Origin of the sequence: Anaerobacillus sp. MEB173, from assembly GCF_052119505.1 — a bacterium.
Taxonomy (GTDB): domain Bacteria; phylum Bacillota; class Bacilli; order Bacillales; family JBJMAU01; genus JBJMAU01.
The window spans coordinates 416,137-428,101 of the sequence record NZ_JBJMAU010000001.1 but is presented as its reverse complement, the minus strand read 5'-3'; the positions used below and the strand labels follow the sequence as shown (position 1 = coordinate 428,101).

Below are 11,965 nucleotides of genomic sequence, written 5' to 3'. Positions count from 1 at the left end.
GGTACATCAATTCCGTTATTTCTAGCAATGTATCTTATTTGGACTTTTGGACTGAGTGATACATTTATGAAACGTGGTAGAAAAATTGGACAATGGACGCAACGGTTTGCTGGTATTTTTTTAATCATTTTTCATATTTAAAATGAAATACAAATTAAGCAGGCACTGATATACAGTGTCCTGCTTTTCACTATATTAATAAGGGGGTCATTAATCTAAGGCTATTAGGTGATTATAGTTGATTCATCATTTGTTGATGTAGTTGTGTTCCTTCATTTTTCATCATGCGTTCCATCATTTGTTCTTTTTGTTCACTAGGCACTTGTTTCATCATTCCATTTTCTCCGTGACAATTTTCATACATTTCCTCTAATTGGCCTTCGTCCATATCCGGGTGCATTTGTTTCATAAATGGAAGCATTTTTTCAAATGAAAAGTCGTCAAAAACCTCTGTATCAGAGGATGCGATTGCACTAGTCCCAATCCCTAGTATAAGACCAGTAGCTAATAACGCGATTATTCTCTTTTTAAACTTACTCATATTCTATCTCCTTTCTTAATTTCTATGTTTATTTTAACTATGAGTTATGAAAAAAATATGAAGAATATATAGATATGTTTTGAACACGTAAAAGTTATATGCTAGGAGGCATATTAATTTCATTGTTTCTACATACTTTTTACACAAAGAAAGCTAAAAATAGTGCGAGAAAGGGTCAAGTATTATGGCAATTACTAATTAATTGGTTTGATGGAGGTAACGACAATGGAGAAGAGAATTTTAATTGTTGATGATGAAATAGAAATGAGAAACTTATTATCGATATGTTTAAAGCCCCATGGTTATGTTGTAGAAGAGGCGGTTTCAGGCTATGATGCTCTACAAAAAATAATGGACCGTTCATATGATTTAGTAATCTTAGATATTATGATGCCGACTGTTGATGGGTTTGAAGTTCTGAATAAAATTCGTGAAGCTATAGATGAGGAGTTACCTGTGATATTATTGACTGCTTTAGGTGAGTCGGAAAAAGTGGTTGAAGGGTTGCAAACTGGTGCTGATGACTATATCGTAAAACCTTTTGAACCTCGTGAACTTGTAGCTAGGATTGAATCTGTATTAAGAAGATCGAACCGAGATACAAAAAAGGAACAATTCGGAGTCCATGATCTACAATTCGATCTAGAACAAATGAAAGTAATGTATCAAGGAATGACTATTCCCCTTACGAAAAAAGAATTCAATTTGCTGACCCGATTAGCATCTAATTTAGGACGAGTGTACAGTCGTGAGCATTTATTAGAATTGGAGTGGGACGATCATTATGGTGGTGATACACGGACGGTTGATGCACATATTAAAAATATACGAGAAAAATTAAAGCAAGTTGATTTTACAAAAATGATTATTGAAACCGTTTGGGGTATTGGTTATCAAATGGTAGAGGAGGAGAATTGACAAGTAAAATTGTTAATTCTTCTTTATACATAAATATTAATCGTCTAAGGAGTGTCTGTTATGAAGAAACGATTATCAACAAAGATTACGATGATTATCGTTTGTTTATTAATTCTTGTTATCAGCATGATGATTTTTTAATATGAGGAATATGAAAATCGATCCCTGTATTAATATAATCAATGATTGGATATTGTAAATTGCGAAAGGAGATTTTGACATTACACCAAACATAAAGGGGAATGATGAGGTTGGACAGCTTGCCAATGATATTACTTCAATGGCAAAAATGGCAAAACAATTAAAAGAATACCGTGATTCAAGACAGCAATTTATCTCACATATATCACATGATCTTAGAACGCCAATCACTTATATTAAAGGGTATTCAGCAATTATGAGAGATACTAATCATATTGATAAAAAGGATTGGCAACGGAATATAGAGGTTATTTATCAAGAAGCAAGTAGAATGGAGCATTTAGTAAGGGATCTATTCCAGTTAACGAAGTTAGAAGAAATTCAAGTAAGAATCGAATTAGAAACGATAAAAGCAGTTCCGTGGCTAAGCTCAATTTTAGAAAGCGGACAACTCATGTTTGACCAAAATTTGTTAACATATGAAATTATTGGAATTGATGACATGGTGCTGACTATTGACCAACACCGTATGGGGCAGGCGATTATTAATCTCATTGAAAATAGTATACGATATACAGCTAAAGGCGGAAAAGTTACATTGAAATTATATGAAAATGACCACGAGAATATGATTGAGATCAGTGATACAGGACGAGGAATTCCGAGTGAAGATCTCCCTTATATTTGGGAGCGTTTCTATCGGGTTGATAAGTCCCGTTCAAGTACTAGCGGGGGAAGTGGTCTAGGACTAGAAGAGCAAGTAGTTGAGGAAGAGGATGTTGAAGCAGAGGTAGCTGAAGAGGAGTATATTGTTGCAGTTGGTAATGAACAAGACCAAACCTTGTCAGTAATATATTATCCTGAAGGTAGACAAGAAGTCGTTCAATTAGATGGAAAAGCATATAACGTAGAAGTAAACAAAGAAACAAATTTAGTTTGGTTAATAATTAATCCTCCCGGTGGTCATGGTCATGGTGACGAGGAAGAAGATGCACATGGCCATGAAGAAGAGCATGAAAACCTGATAGTTTTATGAGAGTTTTTTGATAGATTTTGGCGACCATTCACATTAGGCATTATAAAATCCATAAAAAAACAGAGCGGATACCCACATAAACTTTTTTCGGCTGAATTTTTCCGAAGGTCGGGAACGTGCCAAAAAGCAAGGTAAACAGGAGTGAAGGATTATGAAAAGAAAACTTATTTTGCTGGGAATTTCACTTTTGCTGTTAATTGTCGTTGGTGCATGTAGTAATGAGACTGAAACAGAAGTATCGCTAGATCAGAAAAATGATGAAACTATGATTGAGAATGTAAGTGTAGATGGTAATGTAAAAGAGTTTTCTATTGAAGCAATGAAAACGCATTGGATGTTAAATGTAAAATTAAATTTTATTGCATGGACATTTAACGGAACATTACCTGGAAATGAAATTCGTGTTCAAGAAGGTGAAAAGGTTGTTTTAAATGTGAAAAACTCTCTTTCAACTCCAACTGTATTACATTTACATGGTTTCCCTGTTTCTAATGAAATGGATGGAGTACCGGGTGTGACACAAAATGCAATAATGCCAGGTGAGGAATTCTCCTATGAGTATACTGCTGATGTTCCTGGGACTTATTGGTACCATTCCCACCAGAATGGTGCCGAGCAAATAGGGAATGGTCTATATGGTGTGTTTATTGTTGAACCTAAAAATGGCCCAACATATGATTTGGATGAAGTCATTGTGATTGATGAATTTTCTACGATGATGCTAGATATGCCAATGAACATGGAAGTTGATCATACTCGAATGAATATGGATCAGAATATGGAAATGGGTGTCCATGTTATGGACATGGATGAAGAAGCAGCACATACAGAAACGATGAATGTAATGTACGATACAATAGTTATAAATGGAAAAGCTGAACCTGATGTTGAAACGATTGTTGTTACTGAGGGAGATAAGATTAAACTTCGGTTCTTAAATGCTGGATTATTTACACAGGTAGTGATTATTCCAGAACATTCATTTAAAATAACTCATTTAGATGGGCAACTATTAAATGAACCAACTTTCCTTACAGAAGAGTCATTTCGTATTGGGCCTGGTGAACGTTATGATGTCGAAATTGACTTAAATCAACCTGGATCATGGGGGATACAAGTATTTGCCGAAGCGAATAAAGATAATTTGGATATATTGATTCCATTAGTGTATAAAGGCTATGAAAATCAAGAATTACAAACTGTTAAAGCAACATCATATTTTGATTTTACAACGTATGGGAAATCGAAGAAAATTGATTTAGGAGAAATAACGAAAGAATATGAGATGTTGTTAGGAACAAACGACGGTGGTGAGTCATTTGGAATCAATGGAAAGCAGTTTCCAAAGCATGAAATATATGAGGTTGAAGAGGGAGATGTTGTAAAGTTTGCAATTATAAACAAAACAGATGTTGATCATCCAATGCATTTACATAGAGAGATTTTCTATGTCGTGTCAAGAAATGGAACAATGATTCAAGGATCCCCAATTTTAAAAGACACTTTAAATGTTAGACCAGATGAAACCTATGAAATTGTTTTTAAAGCAAATAATCCTGGGAATTGGTTATTTCACTGCCACGAATTACATCATGCTGGTGGAGGAATGGTAGCAGAGATGAAGTATCAAGGATATAAACCTAAGTTCACTCCAGATCCTAATACTCCAAATCAACCAGAATAACAAAAGGCTACAATAGAGGTGCTTGATCTTTGTACAAAGTAGAAATGGTAGTATATAGAACAAGCACCTTATTAAAGAAGTTTTTTATTATTGATTGTATCTTAAATTTTCACATTAAAGTAATATGACAGAGGGGAATAGACTCTAAGGAAAAAAGTTAAAATAAAAGATAATCCAGTTTCGGCACGAATTTGGGCACCACTTCATAAAAAAAGAGCCGGTCTTAACTTTCCTATTAAGGAATGTTAAGTACCGAACCCCTTGATATGTATTATTTGGCGGGACTGTGTGGGAATCGAACCCACCGAAGACGGCACGCGCCTCCCATAAGGTTTTGAAGACCTCGGCAAACACCAGTTACGCAACCAACCCCATGAACTAATCTAATTCTATTATATACTAACTAAAACTATTTTTTCAAGTTAAAATAATAGATTGACTGCAAAAATATACAATATTCAGAATTGTATATAAATAAAGAGTGGGATATAATAATAATCAAAGTTAATTTTATAATCATGATTATTATTCGTGAAGGGTTAGTGGTAAGCATGAGGTTTTCAGCTGAAATGAATAAAAAGCTTGTCATCTCTATTTGTATTGTCTATTCCATCATCTATTATTTTTGGATTATGACTAGTAATGGAAGTTTGGACTCACTGCGGTGGGGCGGGGTGATAGGGATTATCGGACCTGTTATGGCGATAGCTGTGATTATGCTGGCGATTCAAACGAAAAGGAATGAGATGGAAAAGAAGTTTTGGTTTCTCATTCTTTGTGCATTTTTTAGTTACTTGATTGCTGAAATCATCTGGAGATATTATCTTTCTTTTTTGGGTGCTAAGTATACGTTTCCGGGGTTTGCTGATTTTTTTTACATTATCTTTGTATTACTCTATGCAGTAGCATTGATCTACCGAGTGTCTTTGTTTTGGAAGGGACAACTATTAAAAAATATTCAATTGTTTTTTGATGCTTTTATCATTATAACCGTCGTCACAACAGTTTGTTGGGTCTATTTTTTTAAGCCTATATTAATTAAAAATGAAAGTTTGATCACGTTTGATAGTGTTCTTACATTAGCCTATCCAATTGCCCATTTAGGCTTACTGTTGGGGATTGTGTTAGTCTATTTCTCTTCGAAGCCAATTTTCCCAGCTTCAGTTATCTACTTAAATATCATTGGATTGTTTATTTATATTGTAAGTGATTTTGTTTATTTAGCGCAGTCCATATATTCAAGCTATCAGCATTTTTCGTTGTTAACGCCGATATGGAATATTTGTCTGCTTTTAATCGCAATTTCCAGTTTATATGACCGTGTTTCCATAAAAACTGGAAAGGACGTTTTATATTCTCCGTTTGGAACAACAGGGCTACGCCGAATTGTGATTCCTTATATTGGACTTTTCATATTCCTATTCTTACTGTTTATCAATAAGGATGAACTGACAAACCTTTTCGTAGGCGGAGCATTTGTCCTTGCTTTAATTGTAATAAGACAGGTTATTACGTTAAAAGAAAATGATGAGTTGTTAAACAAAATTACGCAGAAAACAAAGGAATTGGAAAAAACAAAAAATAAATTACTAGAAAGCGAAAAGAAATATAAATCGTTAATTGATCACCACCCAAATGCCATTTTTTCGATTGATAGACAGGGGAATATTTTAACAACGAATAAAGAATGTGAAAGATTGTTAGCTTTGCCTCAAAAACAAATCATTGATAACAATTGGTTTACATTATTAAAGTCTTTAAAAACGGAAAACGACTTTACATTAATTTATCTTCATGCATTAAAAGGAAATTCACAAATCTTTGATATGACAATAACGAATCATCTTGATGAAAAAAAATATTTGCGCGTCACGCTTATTCCTTCTATTGTCAATGGTAAGGTAATTGCACTTTTTGTGATGGTCGAGGATATAACTGAAAAGAAAAAAACAGAGGAACTGATGTTAAAATCTGAAAAGCTTTCGGTTGTAAGCCGATTAGCAGCCGGTGTTGCTCACGAAATTCGAAATCCATTAACATCTGTAAAAGGTTTTTTGCAAATGATGAATGAGTCCACCTCAGTCAATAAGGACTATATGACGATCGTCGTCTCAGAAATCAACCGGGTCGAACTAATTATTCAAGAGTTTTTAAGTCTGGCTAAACCGCATCATGAAAACTTATTTGAGTCACGTAATCTTGCAAAAACGTTAAAAGATGTAACTGATTTATTGCGAACAAATGCGATTTTAGATAATGTAGACATAACTTTAGTTGTTCAGGATGATCGAACAAGGATTGATTGTATCGAAAGCCAATTAAAACAAGTGGTTATCAATTTGATACAAAATGCGATGGAGGCAACAGGTAGTAATGGCCGAATTGCAGTAGAAATGCATAATGTAAATAATGAAACTGTTTGTATACGTGTGATCGATAATGGCTGCGGAATTCCTAAGGAACGTTTGCATCGACTTGGAGAGCCTTTTTATTCAACGAAAGAAAAGGGTACTGGAATTGGTTTAATGGTCTGTTTTAAAATTATTGAACAGCATAATGGCAGCATGACATTTTTTAGTGATGAAGGCCAGGGGACAATCGTGGAAATTAGTCTGCCGGTTATCCAGAAACAACATAGAAAGTCGGTCCAGGCAACGCAAGCAAATTAAAGAATGTAGCTATATTCCATACTTGAATTGGGAAAAATTACAACTATTAATATGGGTGAGGGAGAAAAAAATGAAACAATATTTACGAGAGTTACCAGCAATCCACCTTTTGCAATCAGACGAGCGGTTCGATGCGATGGTCGAAGAAAAAAATATTCCATATCATACGTTAACAGAATGGGTTCAGGCAGAAATTGAGCATATTCGCCATCAGCTTCTTTCAGGTGAATGGGAGAGTGAAGAGCCGACAAAAGCTCTTTTTATTACAAAAATATTTGATGCAATTGAACAAAAAGCGGAAGGATACCAAAAATATCAACTGCGAAAAGTGATAAATGGAACAGGAACAATATTACATACAAACTTAGGTCGAGCAAGGCTTAGCGAAGAAGCGATTCGTCAAGTTACTCTCACAGCAGAAAACTATTCGAACCTTGAATACAACATTGCTAAAGGCGCAAGAGGATCGCGTCATGATATTGTTGAAGAAACAATTAAAAGGGTCACAGGGGCTGAAGCTGCGATGGTTGTGAATAATAATGCTGCAGCGGTTTATTTAATTTTACGTGCTCTTGCCCAGGATAAAGAAGTGATTGTCTCACGAGGACAGCTTGTTGAAATTGGCGGATCATTTCGCGTATCCTCGATCATGGAAGAGAGTGGTGCTAAACTTGTTGAGGTAGGGACGACGAATAAAACACATTTATATGATTACGAGAGAGCAGCAAATGAAGAGACGGCAATGATTTTAAAGGTTCATACGAGTAATTTTAAAACCGTTGGTTTTACTGCTGAAGTTGATACAAAAGAATTAGCACAATTTTCGGCTAAGAATAACCTTATTTTTTACGAGGACCTTGGCAGTGGTGCACTTTATGATTTTTCAAGGCATGGGATTGGCGACGAGCCGGTTGTTTCCGAAGTGTTAAAGATGGGTGTTGATCTTGTTTCATTTAGTGGCGATAAATTACTTGGCGGGCCACAAGCAGGGATTATTGCTGGAAAAAAAGAATTAGTAGCTAAACTAAAGAAGCACCAGCTAGCACGGGTGTTACGTGTTGATAAAATGACATTAGCAGCACTTGAAGCTACAATTGGAGCGTATGAGCATGGCACTGATGAACTTCATTCGATTCCGACTGTACGTGATATCCTGTTGACCGTTGAAGAAGTACGGGCTAGAGCGTCAGCTTTTCATGCGTTGTTACGTGATCATAGCGGTGATTTTGATTGTGAAATAAAAGAGGATACGTCTCAAATTGGGGGCGGAACAATGCCGACAGTAGAAATTCCAACAGTTGTCGTTACAATTAAGCACAAGCAATTAAGCACCCAAAAGCTATTCGATCATCTGCGTCTTGGTGATCCGGTAGTTATTACTCGGATGAAAGAAGATCAATTAATGATTGATTTTCGTACAGTGTCAGAAGAAGAGAGTGGACTTATTGTACAACGACTAACCGAGGTACAATAAATCATTGCTTTTTAATGGTTGAAGATCGTGAGAGGGTGGGAGAATGAATTTAAATCATTTACGAGCGTTCGTAAAGGTCGTCCAAACAAAAAGCTATAAAGAGGCTGCTCATTTATTATCTGTTTCCCAGCCTGCAATTACCCAACGAATCCAGTTGCTTGAATCCCATTTTCAGAAAAAATTATTAAATCGGGACTCTGAAGGGATCCAACTAACTTCACAAGGTGAGGTTGTTTATAAACAAAGTCAAATTATATTAAAGTTGTGGGACAATCTAGAAAATGATTTGCTTGGTCAAGAGGCTTCAGGGAAGCTTTCACTTGGAGCAAGTACGATTCCATCTGAATATTTCTTACCTGCGATAATTAGAAACTATCGAACCAGGTTCCCGGATGTAAGTATTCAAATGTGTATTTCCGGGAGCCAAGAGGTGATTAAATGGCTTCTAAACCATACAGTCGATGTGACAGTAACAGGCAAACCCGAGGAGCACCCGAAAATCGTCTCGTTTCCTCTTTTAAATGATGAATTAACAATTATTGCTCCTCTCGATTGGGACTTAACCGATTCAGTTACATTGCAGGAGTTGATTAAATTAGATTGGATCATTCGGGAACCAAACTCCAGTACGAGGAGGGTTTGGGAGGAAAACATCACTAAATCAGGGTACCATATTGATATGTTTAAAATTGCTGGACAAATGGGCAGTACAGAAGCGGTGATTGCTGCAGTAGAAGCAGGGTTAGGAATTTCAGCGATCTCTTCGTTAGCGGCAAAGCGGGCTGTACAATTTGAACGTGTACAGGAAGTTCTGATTAAAGATTTTTGTGCAGGTCGAACATTTTATGTGTCATGCTTGAAAGACCAAGTAGAACAACCAATTGTTGCATCGTTTATCTCTTATATTAAAGAGAATGCAGAGAACTAAACGTAAATAATAAACAAACTACCTTCAATGATAAAAGGTAGTTTGTTTTGTTTTATCGCCTTTCGATCGGGATAAAGATTTGCTTCGTTGGTCCAACATACTCTGCCCTTGGGCGGATAAGCCGGTTGTTACGATATTGCTCTAAAATATGGGCAATCCAGCCTGATGTACGGCTTATGGCGAAAATAGGGGTGAAGAGATCGTGTTGAATCCCGAGACTATGATATACAGTCGCAGAGTAAAAATCGACATTAGGTAAAATGCCTTTTTGTCTTGTTACAATATCTTCAATTAAAAGTGACATTTCATACCATTTGTGCTCCCCGGTGATTGCTGTTAATTGTTTGGCCATCTCACGCAAATGTTTGGCACGAGGGTCACCATCTTTATAAACACGGTGTCCAAAGCCCATAATTTTTTGTTTATTGGAAAAGGCTCTTTCAAGATATGGTTGTACATTTTCAATTTGATCAATGTCCTTTAGCATGGACATAACCGCTTCGTTCGCCCCGCCATGCAATGGCCCTTTCAATGCTCCGATTGCAGCAGTTACCCCAGAATACAAATCTGATAAGGTTGCAACACATACACGCGCCGTGAATGTGGAGGCATTTAACTCGTGATCAGCATGGAGGACGAGCGCTTTGTCGAGTGCGTTAATTGAAATCTGATCAGGCTCATGTCCAGTTAGCATATAGAGAAAGTTCGCTGCAATTCCTAAATCCTTTCTTGGTGGAATTGGCTCTTTTCCTTCGCGAATTCTTGAAAATGCAGCAATAATTGTGGAAATTTGAGCTTGGAGTCGAATCGCTTTTCTCATATTACTTTCTTCGGTTAATAGATCTGCTTCATCGTCATAAAGGGCTAAACTTGAAATAACAGAGCGTAAAGCAGCCATTGGGTGTACTTTATTCAGGGGAAGCGCTTTCATGATTTCGATTATTTGTTGTGGGATTGAAGCATGAATACGCAGTTCTTGTTGTAGGTGCTCTAATTCCTGTACATTAGGCAGACATCCATTCCACAATAAGTAGATCACTTCCTCAAAGTTTGCATTGTTTGCTAAATCATCAATGTTATATCCTTGATAAGTTAAAACACCATCAATAATTGAGCTGACGCTTGAAGATGTTGCAACAATCCCTTCTAATCCTTTAGTCATTGTCATTTTAATCTCCCCTTTTTTTAATGATTATTTTCACAATCAGATCTAGTTAATCTAGATTATATCATAATCATGATTATAAAACAATTCGGAAAATTATAATTTTATTTTCAGTATAAATTTATTTACATTTCTTTTAATCCACGGTATGATTCGTTTTATAATTAAATCTTATCGTTCAATTTCGTTTTTTTTATGCGAATATGGAGTAGATTCAGGGGAGGAGGGAAATATTTATAGGATTTGTTGAAAAATGAGGAAAAGACTCGTGATAGATGGGATTTTGCTTGCATCTAAAAGCTTAGAAAGAGTAAAGTTATAAAAGTATACTTGTAAACTAAGCTTTTAGAATGGGTGGAAAAATAATGCAGGAAAAAACGAATTACGGGCTTAAAATTGCCTTTTTTACCCCTTATTTTGAACAGAACAGAGGTAATGCAACGACGGCTAAGAGAATTATTACTGGTCTCAGGGGAGTAGGAATTGAAGTTGAAGTTTTTTCATACGAAGAAAAACAATGGACAAAAGCTGATGAAGAGCGGCTTACCGGCTGTTCACTGTATCATATTTTACATTTCCGGCGCTTTGCTGCCTGGCAAGAAAAGAATAACTTCTTTTTAGATAAAAAATATGTGTTAACCTCTGGGGGAACAGATGTGAATCATGATATTTTTCAATCTGATCTTGTTTCCCGTATGAAGAACTTAGTTGAGAATGCCTGTGCTATAACTGTTTTTAGTGAGGATGGTCGTGATAAAGTTGGCTCAGTTTTTGCATTGGATCAAAAGAAATTACACGTTGTTCCGCAAAGTATTTGGTTTCCGCCAAAGGATGATTGTGAAGCATCGACGGTATTTACTGAGATGTCATCACCACGATTTTTATTACCAGCAGGATTACGAAAAGTAAAAGATGTTCTTTTTCTTCGTTCAGCACTAGACCAACTAAAGGAAGAACACAATCAATTGCAATTCGTTATTGTCGGGGCTGTGATTGAAAAAGAAATCTTAGATGACGTGTTAAAAGCTTGTCAAAGCTCTCCATGGCTTACATATGTGAATGAAGTGCCTTTATCACAAATGAAAGGTACTTATGAGGCAGCAGATTTTGTTGTTAATACATCGATTTCTGAAGGGCAGCCAGCAGCAATTTTGGAAGCGATGAGTCTGGGTAAAGTGGTGTTTGCAAGACGGAATGGTGGGAATGAAAGTGTAATACAGCACGGAAAAACAGGCTTTCTTTTTGATGATCCTAGCCAATTTTTAGAGCAGGCAACAAAAGTACTGCGATCAAAGAGTTTGCAAGATAAGATTACAAAGAATGCTAAAGATTATATAGCAAAAGAACATCATATTGAACAAGAAATTAAGACGTATCTAAAAATTTATAAAAATTGTACGGGGTGAATA

The 11,965-nt window shown here is 36.0% G+C and carries 9 protein-coding genes and 1 tRNA gene; 7 read left to right on the top strand and 3 right to left on the bottom strand.

Annotation, left to right across the window (positions count from 1 at the left end; translation table 11 throughout):
* Window positions 1-232 precede the first annotated feature (232 nt).
* Window positions 233-541 carry a hypothetical protein gene (locus ACJ2A9_RS02180; protein WP_441419961.1) on the bottom strand — a complete coding sequence of 103 codons (309 nt, stop codon included), beginning with the start codon at window positions 539-541 and terminating at the stop codon, window positions 233-235.
* A 225-nt stretch (window positions 542-766) separates the two neighbouring features.
* On the opposite strand from ACJ2A9_RS02180, the gene ACJ2A9_RS02175 reads away from it, so the two are divergent.
* From ACJ2A9_RS02175 to ACJ2A9_RS02165, 3 genes are all read left to right on the top strand, one after another.
* Window positions 767-1,459: a response regulator transcription factor gene (locus ACJ2A9_RS02175; protein WP_441419960.1), complete on the top strand. Its 693-nt coding sequence runs from the start codon at window positions 767-769 to the stop codon at window positions 1,457-1,459.
* 280 nt (window positions 1,460-1,739) lie between these two features.
* Window positions 1,740-2,636 carry a sensor histidine kinase gene (locus ACJ2A9_RS02170; RefSeq protein WP_441419959.1) on the top strand — a complete coding sequence of 299 codons (897 nt, stop codon included), beginning with the start codon at window positions 1,740-1,742 and terminating at the stop codon, window positions 2,634-2,636.
* A 151-nt stretch (window positions 2,637-2,787) separates the two neighbouring features.
* The gene (locus ACJ2A9_RS02165) at window positions 2,788-4,320 is read left to right on the top strand and encodes a multicopper oxidase family protein (protein WP_441419958.1); all 1,533 of its coding nucleotides are present in this window, start codon (window positions 2,788-2,790) and stop codon (window positions 4,318-4,320) included.
* Window positions 4,321-4,596: 276 nt separating this feature from the next.
* On the opposite strand, the gene ACJ2A9_RS02160 is transcribed toward ACJ2A9_RS02165, so the two are convergent.
* Window positions 4,597-4,693, bottom strand: a tRNA-Sec gene (locus ACJ2A9_RS02160).
* Between the two features lie 196 nt (window positions 4,694-4,889).
* Between ACJ2A9_RS02160 and ACJ2A9_RS02155 the strand changes: the two genes are divergently transcribed.
* The 3 genes from ACJ2A9_RS02155 (at window position 4,890) to ACJ2A9_RS02145 (ending at window position 9,391) form a co-directional block, all read left to right on the top strand.
* Complete coding sequence (locus ACJ2A9_RS02155; protein ID WP_441419957.1) at window positions 4,890-6,989, top strand: ATP-binding protein; 2,100 nt, start codon at window positions 4,890-4,892, stop codon at window positions 6,987-6,989.
* A gap of 70 nt (window positions 6,990-7,059) precedes the next feature.
* The gene (selA, locus tag ACJ2A9_RS02150) at window positions 7,060-8,463 is read left to right on the top strand and encodes an L-seryl-tRNA(Sec) selenium transferase (protein WP_441419956.1); all 1,404 of its coding nucleotides are present in this window, start codon (window positions 7,060-7,062) and stop codon (window positions 8,461-8,463) included.
* 43 nt (window positions 8,464-8,506) lie between these two features.
* Window positions 8,507-9,391 (top strand): selenium metabolism-associated LysR family transcriptional regulator, encoded by an 885-nt coding sequence (locus ACJ2A9_RS02145; RefSeq protein ID WP_441419955.1) that lies wholly within the window; start codon window positions 8,507-8,509, stop codon window positions 9,389-9,391.
* A gap of 52 nt (window positions 9,392-9,443) precedes the next feature.
* Here the strand turns inward: ACJ2A9_RS02145 and citZ are convergent, their stop codons facing one another.
* A complete protein-coding gene (citZ, locus tag ACJ2A9_RS02140) occupies window positions 9,444-10,559 on the bottom strand; it encodes a citrate synthase (RefSeq protein ID WP_441419954.1) in 1,116 nt (371 codons plus the stop codon).
* A gap of 362 nt (window positions 10,560-10,921) precedes the next feature.
* Between citZ and ACJ2A9_RS02135 the strand changes: the two genes are divergently transcribed.
* Window positions 10,922-11,962 (top strand): glycosyltransferase family 4 protein, encoded by a 1,041-nt coding sequence (locus ACJ2A9_RS02135; protein ID WP_441419953.1) that lies wholly within the window; start codon window positions 10,922-10,924, stop codon window positions 11,960-11,962.
* Window positions 11,963-11,965: the final 3 nt, after the last annotated feature.